16 protein-coding genes, 1 pseudogene and 1 riboswitch are annotated in these 17119 nt (G+C 42.0%); of the genes and pseudogenes, 5 read left to right on the top strand and 12 right to left on the bottom strand.

Going from position 1 to position 17119, the window contains the following annotated elements; translation table 11 throughout:
* Positions 1-29: 29 nt before the first annotated feature.
* Entirely contained in the window at positions 30-1031 is a 1002-nt protein-coding gene (locus tag E4K67_RS23355; protein ID WP_135551361.1) for a HAMP domain-containing sensor histidine kinase, read from the bottom strand.
* A gap of 1 nt (position 1032) precedes the next feature.
* Positions 1033-1710 carry a response regulator transcription factor gene (locus E4K67_RS23350; RefSeq protein ID WP_135551167.1) on the bottom strand — a complete coding sequence of 226 codons (678 nt, stop codon included), beginning with the start codon at positions 1708-1710 and terminating at the stop codon, positions 1033-1035.
* A gap of 854 nt (positions 1711-2564) precedes the next feature.
* On the opposite strand from E4K67_RS23350, the gene rsgA reads away from it, so the two are divergent.
* The 3 genes from rsgA to E4K67_RS23335 all read left to right on the top strand — a co-directional run bounded on the left by rsgA (position 2565) and on the right by E4K67_RS23335 (position 4438).
* Positions 2565-3131, top strand: coding sequence for a ribosome small subunit-dependent GTPase A (gene rsgA / locus E4K67_RS23345; protein WP_243454594.1), 567 nt, complete (start codon positions 2565-2567; stop codon positions 3129-3131).
* Between the two features lie 175 nt (positions 3132-3306).
* Positions 3307-3576, top strand: a complete 270-nt coding sequence (locus E4K67_RS23340; RefSeq protein WP_135551165.1) for a CD3324 family protein — start codon at positions 3307-3309, stop codon at positions 3574-3576.
* 145 nt (positions 3577-3721) lie between these two features.
* On the top strand, positions 3722-4438 hold the full coding sequence (locus tag E4K67_RS23335; protein WP_135551163.1) for an SAM-dependent methyltransferase: 717 nt from the start codon (positions 3722-3724) through the stop codon (positions 4436-4438).
* A 28-nt stretch (positions 4439-4466) separates the two neighbouring features.
* Here E4K67_RS23335 and E4K67_RS23330 read toward each other — a convergent pair whose 3' ends face one another.
* From E4K67_RS23330 to E4K67_RS23285, 9 genes and pseudogenes are all read right to left on the bottom strand, one after another.
* Positions 4467-5492 (bottom strand): sensor histidine kinase, encoded by a 1026-nt coding sequence (locus E4K67_RS23330; protein WP_135551161.1) that lies wholly within the window; start codon positions 5490-5492, stop codon positions 4467-4469.
* Positions 5493-5548: 56 nt separating this feature from the next.
* A pseudogene (locus E4K67_RS23325) lies at positions 5549-5755 on the bottom strand (ATP-binding cassette domain-containing protein); the annotation flags it as partial.
* A 140-nt stretch (positions 5756-5895) separates the two neighbouring features.
* Positions 5896-6228 carry a hypothetical protein gene (locus tag E4K67_RS23320; protein ID WP_135551159.1) on the bottom strand — a complete coding sequence of 111 codons (333 nt, stop codon included), beginning with the start codon at positions 6226-6228 and terminating at the stop codon, positions 5896-5898.
* A gap of 50 nt (positions 6229-6278) precedes the next feature.
* Entirely contained in the window at positions 6279-7013 is a 735-nt protein-coding gene (locus E4K67_RS23315) for a nitroreductase family protein (RefSeq protein WP_243454599.1), read from the bottom strand.
* A 97-nt stretch (positions 7014-7110) separates the two neighbouring features.
* Positions 7111-7779, bottom strand: coding sequence for a hypothetical protein (locus E4K67_RS23310; protein ID WP_135551155.1), 669 nt, complete (start codon positions 7777-7779; stop codon positions 7111-7113).
* Between the two features lie 458 nt (positions 7780-8237).
* Positions 8238-9560 carry an MATE family efflux transporter gene (locus tag E4K67_RS23300; RefSeq protein WP_135551153.1) on the bottom strand — a complete coding sequence of 441 codons (1323 nt, stop codon included), beginning with the start codon at positions 9558-9560 and terminating at the stop codon, positions 8238-8240.
* A gap of 90 nt (positions 9561-9650) precedes the next feature.
* Positions 9651-10484, bottom strand: a complete 834-nt coding sequence (locus E4K67_RS23295) for an AraC family transcriptional regulator (RefSeq protein ID WP_135551151.1) — start codon at positions 10482-10484, stop codon at positions 9651-9653.
* Between the two features lie 65 nt (positions 10485-10549).
* Positions 10550-10765 carry a hypothetical protein gene (locus tag E4K67_RS23290; protein ID WP_135551150.1) on the bottom strand — a complete coding sequence of 72 codons (216 nt, stop codon included), beginning with the start codon at positions 10763-10765 and terminating at the stop codon, positions 10550-10552.
* A 1-nt stretch (position 10766) separates the two neighbouring features.
* The gene (locus E4K67_RS23285) at positions 10767-11444 is read right to left on the bottom strand and encodes a response regulator transcription factor (protein WP_135551359.1); all 678 of its coding nucleotides are present in this window, start codon (positions 11442-11444) and stop codon (positions 10767-10769) included.
* A 286-nt stretch (positions 11445-11730) separates the two neighbouring features.
* Here E4K67_RS23285 and E4K67_RS23280 point away from each other — a divergent pair, with 286 nt between their 5' ends.
* A complete protein-coding gene (locus E4K67_RS23280; RefSeq protein WP_135551148.1) occupies positions 11731-13005 on the top strand; it encodes a uracil-xanthine permease family protein in 1275 nt (424 codons plus the stop codon).
* Positions 13006-13015: 10 nt separating this feature from the next.
* On the opposite strand, the gene recD2 is transcribed toward E4K67_RS23280, so the two are convergent.
* Positions 13016-15202 carry an SF1B family DNA helicase RecD2 gene (gene recD2 / locus E4K67_RS23275; RefSeq protein WP_476728672.1) on the bottom strand — a complete coding sequence of 729 codons (2187 nt, stop codon included), beginning with the start codon at positions 15200-15202 and terminating at the stop codon, positions 13016-13018.
* A gap of 177 nt (positions 15203-15379) precedes the next feature.
* A riboswitch (FMN riboswitch) is annotated at positions 15380-15528 on the top strand.
* 120 nt (positions 15529-15648) lie between these two features.
* Between recD2 and E4K67_RS23270 the strand changes: the two genes are divergently transcribed.
* The gene (locus E4K67_RS23270; protein WP_420841581.1) at positions 15649-16623 is read left to right on the top strand and encodes a DMT family transporter; all 975 of its coding nucleotides are present in this window, start codon (positions 15649-15651) and stop codon (positions 16621-16623) included.
* Positions 16624-17119 lie beyond the last annotated feature (496 nt).

The following is a 17119-nucleotide window of genomic DNA, read 5'->3' as shown; positions in this document are numbered from 1 at the left end:
CTACAGTGACTAGTTTAGTGACAGTTTTGTCACACAATGCTTTTGTAAAACTTGATTGTAAATTGTGTCCCTTTATCCTTTTCACTGGTAACTTCTATACTACCGCCTTGGTTTTTTACAATGCTTTTTGACATGGCCAACCCAATCCCTATGCTGTCATTGTGCGCATTTTTCCCTTTATAAAACCGATCAAATATGTAGGGTAAGTCATGCTTATGGATACCCTCACCCTGATCGTATACCTTAATCAGGGTATAAATTGGGGTTTCACTATAGCTGATACCGATCGTTCCACCGCAAGGTGTATGTTCGAGACAATTTTTGATGATATTTGTCAAGGCTTCTGACGACCAATTAAAATCCCCCCTAAATTCAGTATGCTCATCTCCACTGATTTCAAGGGTTTGCTCTTTTATTTCCATGGGGATTAGTAAGTGTTCAATTGAGCGTGTGACAAGGTCTTGCACATTTACCTGCTCTTTCTTAAACTTAATTGTACCTGCATCAATCTTCGACAGCTTGAGTAGTGAGGCCACAAGCCATTGAAGTCTTTCAAGTTGGGAGCGAATATTTTGTGTGAATTCCACACGCTTATCCGGGGGTAGGTTTTCATCACTTATCAGATCTGTCATAACAGACATTGAGGTGATGGGAGTTTTAAGCTGATGGGAAATATCTGAGATTGAATCCGCTAGATAACGCTTGTCCTTTTTCAAGAGGCTGGCTTGCTCAGAGAGTGTTACGGTTACTTTATATAGTTCACTTTTAAGGATGCTAAGCTCACCTTCATCATTATCTCTAATATCCAGGGAGTATTCGCCACCTGCAATTCGCTTTAAATATTCCGTTAGCTTTTCTATTTGCTGATATCTCCATCTCGTAAACATGAACGATACTGCACCCATTAAAATCAGCGCCAACAAGGCGATGATCCCTGAGACGGGATTAAAAAAATAGCAGGCAACAAAACCTACTATTACAACTGAAGCCATAAGTGTAATATATAGTTTAATTTCTTTATTTCGCAACAACTTAGCTGCCCCCTTTGTATCCGATTCCACGAACAGTTTTAATAATTGATGGGTTTTGACTATCATCCTCGATCTTTTCGCGCAGACGTTTAATATAAACCGTTAAGGTATTATCATTGACAAATTCCCCTGCAAAATCCCAGAGACCTTCTAGCAGTTGATTACGACTGAGGACTTGTCCCTCGTTATTCGCAAAAAATAAGAGCAAGCGATACTCAAGAGAGGTTAATACAATTTCCTGCTCTCCTTTATAGACTTTTGCCTGGGCAGTATCTATCTTAAGATTACTCAACTGATAAACTGTTTTTATAAGCTCTGTCTTGTCATACCTGCGAGTAACAGATTTTAGACGAGAGAGCAGCTCTCTTATTCGAAATGGCTTTGTTATATAGTCATCAGCGCCCATATCGAGACCCATCACGACATTAACCTCGTCATCGATTGCCGTTAAAAATATGACTGGGATATCTTCGTTGGCCTTGATTAATTTGCAAAGGTCATAGCCGCTTCCGTCTGGAAGGGATAGATCAAGGATCGCTAAGTCAAAGCTATTCTCATAAAGTGTAGTTTTTGCTGACTTAACATCCACACAGTGAGTTACAAGATATCCTTCTTGGGTAAGTGAGTAGCAAAGACCTGACGCAATTATTCGATCGTCTTCAACAAATAGTATTTTCATTTTGCCATGATCTCCTTGTTCTCTGTAATCAATCCCCTTAACCTTTTCTGCCTACACTTCATAATTGACAGAGCTTTCCATACTTTTTCATCGTGTGTTTCAGTCAAATTCAACAGTATGGTATTAGCCACACTATGTCAAGGAGACGCACACCCTAAGACAGTGTCAGTGCACCGTACGACAATTGTACTTCTAAATTAATCTATTTCTATTTCTATATTAAATCTGAAACCTCATTGGTTAGCTTCATTCGCTACTGTTCCTGTGTAGACAAAAGGAGCGTCACGTTTCATGATGCCCCTAACCGAATCAACCATTACTCATCCAGGCAAATACTTCATGGACTGGATTATTTTTCAAAAGCCAATTCAGCAATATCAAACTTTTTCATCTTAAGGAATGCTTACATTCTTATACAATGTACAACATAAAATAAAACCGAAAATAGAGAGCTAACCTACAAAGCGCCGCCTTAGTGGGACTATGGGCGCTTCGGGCCGCATCCGATAATCCCGATATGAAAGGTCGTGTGCAGGAGCAGGCGCCCGTTTAGTGGAATACTGAAAATGATGCAATGATAGGGATTTGACAATTCTGCGATATGGTATTAATCTGTAATATAATTATTAGAAAGAGGTGTGTTGATGTCGGTCGTTCGATAAGGTAATTATTTGTATCACAGAAGCGGGATTTTTACCTGCTTATTTTGTGTACCCAAATGCCTTACGGAATGACCAGAGAAGTGTTTATCCAACACCTTTTTGTTTGTTTTGCAGCGCAGTGGGTAACTGCGCTTTTTTTATTGTCGCAAGGCTATTGGGTACACGCATACTTTGCGAAAGGATTTTGTACTAGTGAATATCAATTTGAAAAACTACGGGCTAAATGAACGCTTTGAACAGGAAGTTGTTATTACCTGTTCTTCTGAAAACGGGGATGGGTTTGACGAGATTAACACTTATATCGGGCAAGGAAAGACGATTGCGTTTGTCGGTTCATCGGGAGTTGGCAAGTCCACACTTATTAACCACCTTATGGGGCAGAATGTGCTTGCAACAAAAGCTATACGGGAAGATGATGCCAAGGGCAGACATACCACAACCCACCGCCAACTATTGCTATTGCCAAATGGCGGTATTGTGATAGATACGCCCGGTATGCGGGAATTGCAGATTTATACGGGCAACCTGTCAAAAACCTTTGAAGATATTGAAGAAATTGCTGCCCGGTGCAAATTTGGCGACTGTTCTCACGGAGCAGAGCCGGGTTGCGCCATTAGAAAAGCAATCGAAAATGGAACGCTGTCTGAAAAACGGTTTGAGAGCTATCAAAAATTGCAACGGGAAGTATCCTACGCCGGATTAATCGCCAGCTTGAAAACGAAAAAATTAACAGAATGTTCGGCGGCAAGGGTGAAATGAAACGAGTGAAGAAGCATACTAAAGACAAGAACAGTAGATAAATACGAAAGGAGCATTGTCTTATTACCAAAGGTGCATTGGATTCGGTATTGTGCGTAGCAAGGGCTGCCGCATAATTCAAATATGAGGATAGTCCTTGCGTAATCCTATCTTTCGATTATATAGGAGGCGCACAATGGGCTATAAAAATGCAATCTGTGTATTGCCAGACAATTTGATTATGGCAATACAACAACATATTGACGGCGAATATCTTTATATTCCTCGTAAAGAAGAAAACAAAAAAGGCTGGGGCGAATTAAGTAACAGCAGACAATTGCTTGACGAACGTAATGCAACCATTTTTGCAGAGTACCAACATGGTACACCTGTTGAGCAACTGGCAAACAAGTTTTATTTATCACCAAAGACCATATATAAGATATTGTCCGAAATGAAGAAATGATAAATAAACCTCATGGCGGCATGGCAGATTTGTCATGTCGCCTTTTTGTTTCTGTATCGTTTAGTAGGGAGCTTTTATAAAAGGAGCAAGGTATAATTTAACTATGCAAAAGCAATAAAGCAAATAAAAACAAGGAGCAATCACAATGGAGTATATTAAAAGCCAAAAGTACAACACCCCCGAATTACTGGCTAGAATCATGGGGCCTAACCCGTTCAAATTGCAGGAAGAAATGCTGCTAAATCATAAAATCCCCGCTGGAAGTCTCGTCTGCGACCTCGGAAGCGGGCAAGGGCTTACAAGCGTTATGCTCGTAAAAGATTATGGCTTCAAGGTTTACGCCGCCGATTTGTGGAGTGAACCGCAGGAAAACCGTAGATTTTTTTATGAAATGGGGTTAACCCTTGAACAAATTACTCCCGTTAAGGCTGACGCCACCGCCTTGCCCTTTGAGAAAGAATTTTTCGATGCGGTAGTCAGTACCGATTCGTATAATTATTGGGGCCGTGACCCGGAGTATTTAGACGCAAAACTGCTGCCTTTCGTCCAGCGTGGCGGGTATATATATGCCTGTGTACCCGGCCTGAAAAAGGATTGCCATGATAACCTGCCAAAAGAATTGCTTCTCTCGTGGACGTCGGAACAGCTTGCTTATCTACGCGATATTATTTATTGGACGGAAATAGTAAATAGCAGCCGAAACGCCGAAGTTGTTTCCATATACGAGATGGAAAGCAACGAGGAAGTTTGGGCGGATTGGCTGAACCAGGAAAATGAGATTGCGGTCAATGACCGCAAAACAATGGGCGCAGGCGGCGGGAAATATCTGAACTTTATCGCTTTCGTCTTGCGAAAAAAATAATTGAGCCGGACGCTAAACTATTAATTACTTATATAACCTTTGGAAATATGAGTTGAATACCAAACCCTTGACCAGATGTCGATATCGGTTCGATGTTTACATCGATTGATAATGCTTCTGCATATTTTTTTACGAGGTATAAGCCCATCCCGGTCGCGTCCTGCCGATCTGGATGGCTTCCGGTAAACCCCTTGTCAAATAGGAAAGGCATATCTTCAGGAGGAACACCCTTGCCATTATCTCGGACAGCAAGATGTATTTTGCCATCGGCCTGAGTGTCCGACCAACTTACGACGCGGACAACGCCATTGTCAGACACCGTGTACTTAAAGGCATTGCTGAAAAGCTGCGAGAGCATGAAGGCAAGGACTTTTTTGTCGCTTATAATCTGCAAAGGCAAAAGATTTAGCTGCACATCGATTTTCTTTTCGTTAGATATAGCGCTAAAATCTTCAAGGCACTCCCGAACGCAGTCGCATAAATTTATTTTCATGAATTTATAATCCACGTGGTCAGACTGAAGCCGGGCATAGTATAATATACGTTCAACGTCGTTGATGACGGTACACCATACGTGCTCCATTCGATTATAAACATACGGTGACATCTCTTCCTTATGGTTAGCTAGAATTAATGTTGCAAGAGACAGCGGCGTTTTGATTTCGTGTGTCCATGCTTCGATAAACTCCTGATAGTTTTGCAATTCCAATCGTTCTTCTTTTATAATTTGGGATTGCTCTCTCAGTTGTTCTGACACAGTTCCTATCATGGGGTGCCAGAATTCATCTACTACCATCATTAACCGTTGTTTTGTTTCTTCATCTGGGTCAATCAAAAACAATTGCAGCGCCTCCATCTGCTTCTTTCGCTTTTTTTGATCAATCCAGCAGCCAACAAATACAATAAAGGCTGTGAAAAGCAAGATAATTACAACAATGCTCCCAAAGGTGTCCGGGCCTGTCAGCCATGCCAGAAAAGCAAAAAACAGGTCGGTTAAAAGTAGCAGGACAAGCCAGGGCCTTTTAGCTTTCAAAGTTATATTCTGCTGCTTCACGGCTTACTCACCTCCAGACGATAACCCTGCCCGCGCACAGTCTGTATCATATCTCTAAGCCCTATGGCATCCAAGCTTGGTTTAATCATGGTAGCAATACAGTTGAGCAATGTTGTTTTCCCGGAGCCGCTGGCTCCCATGATTCCAAGAAACTCGCCTTCAAGCACATCAAAGCTTATCCCTCTGAGGGCTTCTGTCTTATTGTCGCCCTTACCGTAGACTTTTGTGGCGCTTTCGACTTGTAAAACTCTATTTGAATTCATTTTATGGCCTCCCGACTTTCCTTATCTTGATTATAGCAAGCGCCGCAGTAGAAAAACACTTACAGTTGGTGTAAGAAATCATTTGCGCTATGCATGGTCAGGCACATAGTATTAATAGAAAGACCGAGGCATTAACTGTCTTATTTGCGCCCAAGGATAGTTACTAGCGTTCGTCGTTTGTTTTGCTTCAAATGTCTTATCGTTAGTTTATTAATGCTAAGCTCGCCTTCATCATTATCTCTGATATCGAGTGTGTATTCGCCACTTGCAATTCGCTTTAGATATTCGGTTAGCTTTTCTATTTGCTGATATCTCCATCTCGTAAACATAAACGATACTGCACCCATAAATAGCAACGCGAACAAGGCGATGATCCCTGAGACGGGATTAAAAAAATAGCAGGCAACAAAACCTACTATTATAACCGAAGCCAAAAGTGTGATATATAGTTTAATTTCTTTATTTCTCAACACCTTAGCTGCCCCCTTTAAGGTTTTGGTCAAACTTTTTTTACCAAAACGCCTTATAAAATTCTATAATTTGCAACGGCAATTAAATCTTCATCTTCATCCTTTTTTTGCCCTGCATATAACATTCGTTTAAACTCATAGCCTTTATTCTTCATGGTAATTTCCATAAAGCACAGAAATATGCCCATATCAATGCTATTATAATATGGGCGTCTACCTTCCGGTATCATGGAACGAACTTGCGTTGAGCGATATATTTGAATGTCCGCGCTCTCGCAAAAAACACGCCATGGCTGAGAATTACACGAACTTGGCGCATACCTCACTACATTTGCTACATCTACTAAACTCTCACCATTCCAAATAATCGCTAATTCTTTGCGTTTTGCTTTCGTATAATCTTTTCTGAATTCTACCGAATGACCTTTACCGAAAGCCAACATAATCACAAAATCCAATCCGCCATACTGTTGCTCAGTGGTTTTCCCCATACCATACCAACACGCGCCTATATTTTCCGAGGCCATCCATAAATCGAGCTGCGCCAAAACGTATCCTATATTCAAAAGATAATCCTCTTTTTTTTCACTGTAAACTAAAAGGCAGTATTCTCCACGTTTACACGTTGTTTTATCTTGTTTAACGATCTGATATTTTAAGTTAATATCATCAACTAAAGGTGGAAATTTGTAAAGCTGCTGCTCAATCTTCTGCAATTCCTCATTTGAAAGCGCAAGTGTATCATCAAAGCGTCTGAACGATTTTCGTTTAAATATCATATCATACATATCATACAAAATCTTTCTCTCCCCTCATAGAACATATTCGGAGAGTAACCGATTAAAAAATAATATTCAACTTAATTTTTAAAATGTCCTTTCATTGCTATCCTTCAAAAACCTGATTTAAACAAGTAATTGATTTTTCTGAAAATATACGGACATAAGATTCAATATCTCTCAAATGTTCACGCACCAATTGTTCTTCCACTCCGAAAGGCGCATATACCGTATAAATAACACGGGTTGTATGCTCCGTTATGGCAGTTCGCAGGTCCGGGCCCCGAAGGATACTTGAGATGATGGCTTCTTGATCCTCAATCATAATGTCACCAGGTATGGTTGTTACATTATGACTACTCAGAGTTGTGAAGCTTTCGCTCCCAGTTGAGACTTTCAAACTCAGCGGTGTCTTTATTTTATCGAGATCGTGGCTGGCTGTCAGAAGCGTATTTTTTAGCTCCGCCATAAACATTGCTTCAACCAACGGTAATCCGGACGGGATTGGTTTACCTTTTATGACCGATTCGAGCTGAGGCAGCACATGATACGTATATCCGAATTTTTTATAGTATGAAATATAAGCGTCCATAGGATGAAGTGCTTTCAGCTCCCCACGTGTTGCCAGACCGTATTTTGATCTTATCGTGCCTTCAAACTCCTGTTTGACCAGCATTAGCTTATCATCGGAAGATACATTCTGTATGTTCTCCATGACCAGAATGCCGATGGAGCACTTTGCTGTATCTCTTGCTTCATCAATAAAAATATCCATTATTCCTTTACCTGTTCCTTTCCTCTGCTTTTTCTATTCTTAGATATCGGAGTCGCGGCATCAATGCACTTACTGCCGTGATTGTAAACCGAGCTTTCCAGTAACGGATCTGGCCGATATGACACTAGTTCCTGCCAACGAAAAAGCACAAATCAAAATAATTTCCTGTTCAAACGATTCATTCTAATATCTCTCCAAAAATGCATTGGATTCTTTCAACATGGTATAATTTTACTCACATCACCGGTTCTGTTAAAGAGCCAGTATAACACGGATTTTATGGAGCCAGTTGTAGAACCTGCCGCAAAAAGGGCAGGTTTCACACATGTCAGATATTCTATCTGCAGGAAAAGATTATTCACATACTGCCTGACAGCAACATCATATTCTTAATTCCTTTAGGGGCTATTCTGATTACAGAGAAAATTGATCGAGGATTATATTATGCAATTCGTATGTTACTCCGCCGGACACTTTTCATTTTGCCGAATTAAAACAAAGGTTATGATAATCGTAAAGGCTTCTGTTACAGGTGCTACAAGCCATACACCTGTCATACCAAATAATGAAGGTAATGTGAAGATACATATTAATAACACCACCAAGCCTCTGGAGGAAGAAATGAGTGCTGACTCTTTTGCTTTTCCAATGGATGTAAAGTAGAAGGTGGTAATGGTATTGATTCCCGAAAACAAAAAGGAAAACATAAAAATGCCAAGTCCTGAACGAATTAGGATTGCAACACTTTCACTGCTGACAAAAACATTGCTAAACCAGTCTGACACAACTGACAATATAATCATGACCGCTGCTCCTGATAAAAATACAAACAAATTGGTCAACTTTCGAATCGTTTTGCTTAATTCAATTTCTTCCGCACCATAAGAGAAACTGATCAGGGGACTCGCACCCTGTCCAAAACCAATAATGACCATTCCAAATAAATATGCCACATATCCTACTATGGTAAACGCAGCCACTCCCGGAACACCTACTGTTCTCATAATCACCCAGTTATACGCAAACATAGAGATACTCATGGACATCTGTCCAATGAATTCTGAGCTACCGTTTAATACAGTATCCCGTAACACGCTTTTTGAAAATTTAAATCTCCGGAACTTGTAAACACTTGATTTTTTCAGAAAAAACACAACCATACAAATCAACCCGATTAAAAGTGATATAAACGAGGCCGTAGCAACCCCCTCTATACCAAAATTGAACCATCGTATGAATAAATAATCCAAAAATATATTGCTTACTACAGTCAGGATATTAATCAACATAAACAACTGCGGTTTGCCTTCTCCTCGAACAAACATGCCAAACGTAGAATTTACGATCATAATAGGATACGCCATGATCATAATGCAATAATATTTCTCAAAACAGCTGGCAACCTGTACATCCATATTAAGTGCACCCATAATAGGTCTGAAAAAAGCAAGCACAAGTATACTTAATATTACTGATACAATGATGGTAGACATAACGGTCTGGTTAAACACATTATTACTTTTCTTTATATCCCCTGCTCCCAGTGCCATTCCCGCAATTGCTATGCCCCCGACGCTAAGCATGAGACCCACTCCCAAATAAACATACAAAATGGGAAGACCAAGATTTACTGCAGCAAGGCCTTCCTTCCCAACATAATTTCCAATGAAAAAGCCATCTACTATGGTAATAAGAGAAGTTAGCACCATTGCAATAATAGAGGGGATGGAAAACTGTAAAATCATCTGTACTGTATTGTTTCTAATACTTTCTAAATTCATAAAAAATAGACTCCTTTCAAATCGAACAATACCTCAGTGGCAGTTCTCATTATAAAAAGAAGTCTTTTATTTTACTTCTGAATTCTTGCTCTATTTAATCGGTATACACAAGTCCATTACAACATGCATGTTTTCTCTATCAACCGCCCGATAAATATCCAAACCATATCTTTCATCCATTTCATAGCCACTACATGCCAGCCAGATATTAAAGATGCCTTGAAAAGCGACAAAAATCTCCCGAATGAATCCTTCGAAACGGTAAACTGCAAATTTGCCGCCTTTTATAGTGGTAACGTTATCCAGAGAACAGCGTTTGTCAACTGTCATACAGATATCATATAAACATTGCTCTACACTTGTTATGGAAGGATCGTCATAGGATCTTTCAATCAGTAGCGTATTTCCCGTAAAGAAGTTTTTATACTTTTCTGTAAAGGCACACCAATTATTTCCTAGATCAATATAGTTTCCAATGTGTCTTTCATAGATAACAAAAAAATCATCAAATACCTGAATTGAAATCTGTTGATCATATTCTTCAAATGATTTAAATTTGGCAAGATTATTAGGATATAAGGGATGATGTACACAGGTAGTATTCACACCCTTTCGAAATTCCGCCGGAGAAATGCTATGATGCTTCTTGAATACAGAACTGTAATTTGATGGACTATATCCATAGTCAAATCCTATGTCAGTAATGGACTTGTCTTTTTCAATCCTCAGTCGCAAAGCACTTTGTTCCATTTTTAACCGTTTTATGAAGGCATAGATACTCTCTCCGGTTTCTGCCTTAAAAACTCTGCTAAAGTAATATTTCGAAAAATGACAGCAATTCCCAACATCTTCAACGGTAATCTCCTCATCTAAATGTTGCATGATATAATCAATACTTTGATTTACCAATTCGTTTGTGATCATAATACGCAACTCCCATTGCTTTCTGCTATCATTTTACAATAACATAATATATTTAACTAGAAAATCTAAGGTGCCATAGCTCGCTTTAGATATTCGGTTAGCTTTTCTATTTGCTGATATCTCCATCTCGTAAACATGAACGATACTGCACCCATTAAAAGCAGCGCTAACAAGGCGATGATCCCTGAGACGGGATTAAAAAAATAGCAGGCAACAAAACCTACTATTACAACTGCAGCCAGAAGTGTGATATATAGCTTAATTTCTTTATTTCGCAACAACTTAGTTGCCCCCTTTGTATCCGATTCCACGAACCGTTTTAATAATTAATGGGTTTTGGCTATCATCCTCGATCTTTTCGCGCAGACGTTTAATATAGACCGTTAAGGTATTATCGTTGACAAATTCCCCTGCAAAATCCCAGAGACCTTCTAGAAGCTGATTACGACTAAGGACTTGTCCCTCGTTATTCGCAAATAATAAGAGCAAGCGATACTCAAGAGAGGTTAATACAATTTCCTGCTCTCCTTTATAGACTTTTGCCTGGGCAGTATCTATCTTAAGATTACTAAACTGATAAACTGTTTTTATAAGCTCTGTCTTGTCATACCTGCGAGTAACAGATTTAAGACGAGAGAGCAGCTCTCTTATGCGAAATGGCTTTGTTATATAGTCATCAGCGCCCATATCGAGACCCATAACGACATTAACCTCGTCATCGATTGCCGTTAAGAATATAACTGGGATATCTTTGTTTGCCTTGATTAATTGGCAAAGATCATAGCCACTTCCGTCTGGAAGGGATAGATCAAGGATCGCTAAGTCAAAGCTATTTTCATAAAGTGTAGTTTTTGCTGACTTAACATCCACACAGTGAGTTACAAGATATCCCTCTTGGGTGAGTGAGTAGCAAAGACCTGAGGCAATTATTCGATCGTCTTCAACAAATAGTATTTTCATTTTGCCCTGATCTCCTTGTTCTCTGTGATCAATTCCCTTAACCTTTTCTGCCACACCTCATAATTAACAAGGCTCCCCATACTTTTCCATCGTGCGTTTCGGTTAAATTCAACAGTATGGTATTAGTCACACTATGTCAAGAAGAAGCACACCCCAAGTCAGACAAAAGGAGCACCACATTTTATGATGCCCCTAACCGAATCAACTATGATAACCTTGCCACAAATTTCGTGCTATATGCTATGATAGGAAAGTAAAAAAATCAACTATAGGCTGGTGAAACCATATGAAATTTAAATACGGTATCAATGAAATCCCCCCTCTGGGACATCTTCTATTATTTGGCTTACAGTGGCTAGCAATTATCATTCCCATCATCCTGATCATGGGGACTGCGGTGACAAGCCTCCATCCCAGCGGGATTATCCAACAAGTAGTTTATATCCAAAAACTTTTCTTTGTAGTAGCAGTAGCCTTATTTGGGCAGGTGATCTGGGGACACCGCCTTCCGATAATTGTCGGACCAGCGACAGTCTTTTTGGTAGGTATGGCCTCAGGAGGGGGGAACAACCCGGAGGCGGTCTACACCTCGATCCTCTTAGGTGGTCTTATTTTGGCGGTTGTGAGTATTACCGGACTGTTCGCTCGTCTAAAAAAGCTCTTTACCTCAACCGTTGTAGCCGTAATTTTAATTCTTGTTGCCCTTACCCTTACGCCCATGATTCTCAATCTAGTTACAGCCCCGACTGCCCACGCCAGTTCCTTCGCAAACTTGTGCTTTTCTTTAACAATGGTCTTCTGCATGTTTATTGCGGCAAAGTATTCACGAGGCGTGTGGAAGTCGACACTCATTTTTTGGGCTGTAATCGTAGGAACTTTAGCTTACCTTTTGCTGTTCCCCATGTCCCCACTTCCACCCAATGACCTTCCGGTCGTCGCTACATTTTGGCGAGACCTACAACCCTCTTTTGTCTTCGATTCGGGTATTTTCATCTCTTTTCTGATTTGTTATCTTGCGCTCTCTGTCAACGATCTAGGCTCAATTCAAGCCGTCGATGGACTCCTCAAACCCGATAATATGCCAAAACGAATCACTCGGGGCGTAGCAACGACTGGATTAGTCAATGTGTTAGCAGGTTTCCTTGGCGTCATCGGGGTTGTTAACTTTTCTTTCAGTCCGGGAGTCATTATCTCTAGCGGAGTTGCCTCTAGATATGTCTTTATTCCTACAAGCCTTATGCTTTTGGCTTTATCCTTCCTACCAAAAACAACTGCAATTCTAGGCAGCATCCCTTCCGTGGTCATTGGCAGCTCTATGATTTACATTATGTGCTCTCAGATCGCGGGGGGCCTTCAGATAGTTCAGAGTAAGGACTATAAATTTGAGAGCGGGCTTATCGTAGGGCTCCCAATTATCCTCGGTGTTATCATCTCCTACCTCCCCCTAGCGGTTCTTAATACCTTTCCCCATATTATAAAACCAGTATTAGGCAACGGCTTTGTAGTCGGGGTGATAACAGTTCTAATTATGGAGCATATCGTGTTCCCCCGAAAAGGTTGATTCAACTACATTAGTTCGATAATCTCTCCGCCAAACAGGTGTTCCTCTTCGAGGTCTTATTATTGCGGACTGCCATACTAATGGCCTTCTTGGTCCCGACTAAAACAAACACTTTCTTCGCTCTGGTTACGCAAGTATACAGAAGATTTCTCTGCAGCATCACGTAGTGCTGCATCGTTAAGGGTGCCACGACGATTTGATACTCACTGCCTTGGCTCTTATGGATTGTGGTGGCATAGGCCAAAACCACTTCATCGAGCTCTGTTCCATCATAATCAACCGAATTTCCATCAAAGTTTAAGACTAGGGTTCGTTCTTCGGTATCGATTTTAGTGATGCAGCCAATATCTCCGTTGAAAACGTTCTTATCGTAATTATTTTTAATTTGCATGATCTTGTCCCCAAGCCTGTAGACTGTGCCGCCATATTTTATGGAAATCGTTGAGGGATTCAGCGCTTCCTGTAACACTGCATTGAGGTTGACCGCGCCTGTTTCCCCTCGTTGCATGGGGCAGAGCACCTGAATGTCGTTGAGCGAGTCGACTTTATAAAAAGCTGGGAGCCGCCTTGTACAAAGCTCCTTGATCGTTCGGACCACCTGGGTCGGCTCCTCTTCCTCAATGAAAAAGAAGTCACTATTGCGGTTTCCTTTCAAGTCTGGAAACTCTCCTTGATTAATCTTATGAGCGTTGGTGATAATGGCACTGCCTTGGGCCTGACGAAAGATTCTGGTGAGCTGAACAACCGTGACGACACCTGAGTCTATAATGTCGTTTAGCACATTTCCAGCGCCTACCGAAGGCAGCTGATCAACGTCTCCCACCAAGATGACTACGGTTTCATTGGCTACTGCTTTTAAGAGGTTGTACATCAGAACAGTATCGACCATCGACGTCTCATCGATAATTAGCACATCACATTCCAAGGGGTAGTCGGCATTCTTCTTGTACCCCTCAGGCGGTTTGTACTCTAGTAAACGGTGAATGGTTTTGGCCTCGAGCCCTGTGGTCTCGGACATTCGTTTGGCCGCTCTGCCTGTGGGTGCTCCCAGTAATACTCGAGCCCCCAGTAATTGAAAAACCTTAATAATGGCCAGCGTGGTAGTGGTTTTCCCGGTTCCTGGCCCACCCGTTAGCACCATGAATTTTGAAGCTGCTGCAGTCTTGACCGCATCCTTTTGCACCTCGTCATAGCTGATGCCCTGTTGCTTTTGGATCATTTCCAGGATACCTTCTACGTTGGTCGTGGGATAGAGAGTCCCTACCGCAAGAATCGCCTTCATTCGGTTGGCGATTCCCAGTTCGCTGTGATAAAAGGGCAGCAGAAAGATAGCATCCTCACCATCGAGAATGACGGCCTTTTCCTCGATCATCCGATCCAGCATTGAGTCAACCCCTGATTTCTCAATCTCGAGGATTTTTTCCGACTCTTCCAGAAGCTGTTCCCGGGTACCATAGCAGTGTCCGTCGTTGGAAAGTTCGTTAAGGACATACACAATCCCTGAACGGCAGCGTTCAAAGGAATTCTTCTCGAAACCCATCTGTAGGGCAATTTTATCCGCTGTTTTAAAGCCAATGCCCCAGATGTCATCTGCCAGTCGGTAGGGATTGGTCTTCACAATTTCAATGCTGTCATTGCCATAGGTCTTATATATTTTCACGGCAAAGGCCGTGGATACTCCCTTGCTTTGCAAGAAAAGCATGACATTTTTGATTTCCTTTTGCTCTTGCCAGGCTTTTTTGATCATGTCGACGCGCTTTTGACCGATGCCCGCAACGTTGACTAAATAGTCGGCTTCCTCCTCTAACACCCTCAAGGTGTCTTCTTGGAAATGTTCAACAATCCGCTTGGCATACGCTGGTCCGATGCCCTTGATGAGTCCGCTTCCCAAATATTTTTGAATACCTGCCACCGTGGCCGGCAGGGTTTCTCGATAATCCTGCGCCGCAAACTGCTTCCCGAACTTACTGTCCATCTTCCATTCGCCTTTAAGTCGGATGATGGAGCCAACATTTACCGCTGCCAAGCTTCCCACAACTGTTACAAGGTCCGTAAACCCCTTGGTTTTTATCTTGATGACACTGAATCCATTCTCTGTATTTTCGAAGGTAATTCTCTCGACAACTCCACTGAGGTATTCCATTTTTTTGCCCCGCCCATCATCAAGCGCTTGAAGCGTTCTCTCATTCGCTTCCATTTTACCACACTTAAAGTGGCCTTTGACAGCCTGCAGAGTTGGTTTAACTTATTTACGGCATCGATTGTGTGCCGCATAATCTGGTCGCACTGGTCTTTTAAATTGGGCTTGGCAAGTCATACTCCAGATATATACTACCAAGGTCCTCCATATTATGTTATACTTCATTAACTGAATATGAACCTTCGGGGCAGGGTGAGATTCCCTACCGGCGGTGACGATTGCCCGTGCAATCCAGCCCGCGACTCGACGTAACCATTTGTTGCGCCGATTGACTTGGTGAAATTCCAAGGCCGACGGTATAGTCCGGATGAGAGAAGGAACAAACTGGGTTAGACTAAGACGTCTTTCCTAGTTCAACATGCTGCCTCGAGAAACTTCTCGAGGTATTTTTCATGCGCTGTTCCGTTCGCGTTATGTAGGTTCAATTCAAATATCAGATCAGTATGGAGGGTTTTCAATTGGTACAGAAAAAACAAGCGTCCCACTTAGGCATATGGTGGATCGCCCTTGGTGCGGCTATGTGGGGACTCGACGGTGTCTTTATCGTGACGTTGCTAAACTATGTGACCTCTTCCCAGATTGTCTGGATAGAGCACATGTTATTGTTGCTCTTCGCCGCGCCCGTGCTTATCTGGAAGCGCCATGAGCTCAAGTGCCTGAATCTCGGCGACTGGTTAGCCGTCCTGTTTATCGCCTGGGGTGGATCTGCTCTGGCATCCATCCTGTTTACTGCCGGATTTACCTACGGCAATCCGAACGTGGTGCTTATCCTGCAAAAGGTACAGCCCGTTTTCACGGTTCTGCTCGCCGCCTGGATACTCAGAGAGCGCATTGTGAAGGCTTTCTGGATGCTGTTGGTTGTGGTGCTCATCGGTGCCTACCTACTCACCTTCGGCCTGCACATTCCAACTACCGGCGATAGCACGCAGCTCATCGGATCGTTGTATGCCATTGGAGCAGCAGCTCTGTGGGGCGGTTCGACGGTCATGGGCAAACGCCTCGTCGGCAAAGTATCATTTACCACGGTAACGGCACTACGATTTGCTGTTGCACTGCCACTGTTGACCGTCATCATCTTAGTACAACACCCGAACTGGCAGAGCCTCAGCCAGGCACTAAGATTGGCACCGGTTTGGGCAAACCTACTGTTCCAAACCATCGTGCCAAGTCTATTGAGTCTACTGTTTTATTACCGAGGGTTGAATGCGGTCAAGGCCTCTCATGCAACTATTGCGGAGCTCGCCTTCCCGGCAACTGGCCTACTCCTCAACTGGCTTATATTACACCAGACCATTGACTTCGGCCAATGGATCGGTTTTGCCATCATCTGGATGGCCGTGCTACATTTATCGCGCTTGCGCGATGAACCGAAGGTAGCGGAGACGTCCGTTCCTCACCTGTCCGATTTAGCTTCCTAGTTACTTTCCTTGAAAAATTGACCAACAAAGACCGAATTTTTGTACCATGTGACAGCGAATTAGTTACCACTATTAACTTTTTGACAGTGAAAGTGTTTACTACTTAGCTTTTAAAGATAGGGAAACACTCTGGCAAGTATTTCCTCTGATGCAAATTACTCTTGTTGGAATACTCAACTCTATATGGATGATCAGAATTCATGTTCAATACAGGCACCTATTTGTCTCTGATATGGATGTATGGATTCCTTTCCAGATTATTAGAAAGGCTTGTACACGCCTTGTACAAAGCCAGATTTGATGATCAAAAAACGATCTGACGATATAAAATGAAATATATTTCCTCTCACACCCTGCCACTATAAAAAGAATATCTAACTCTACGACCCGCTCATGCCAAGGCTTCCACTCAAGGCAAATAGCAATAGGTAAAGCTTTGATATGATCTCCACTTTTTCCCCTGCTCCACACCGTGCACGAAGTAGAGTAAGCACCC

The organism is Desulfosporosinus fructosivorans (assembly GCF_004766045.1).
Lineage (GTDB): Bacteria > Bacillota > Desulfitobacteriia > Desulfitobacteriales > Desulfitobacteriaceae > Desulfosporosinus > Desulfosporosinus fructosivorans.
Note: the sequence above shows the minus strand (reverse complement) of the source record. Positions and strands in the feature narration are given on the sequence as shown.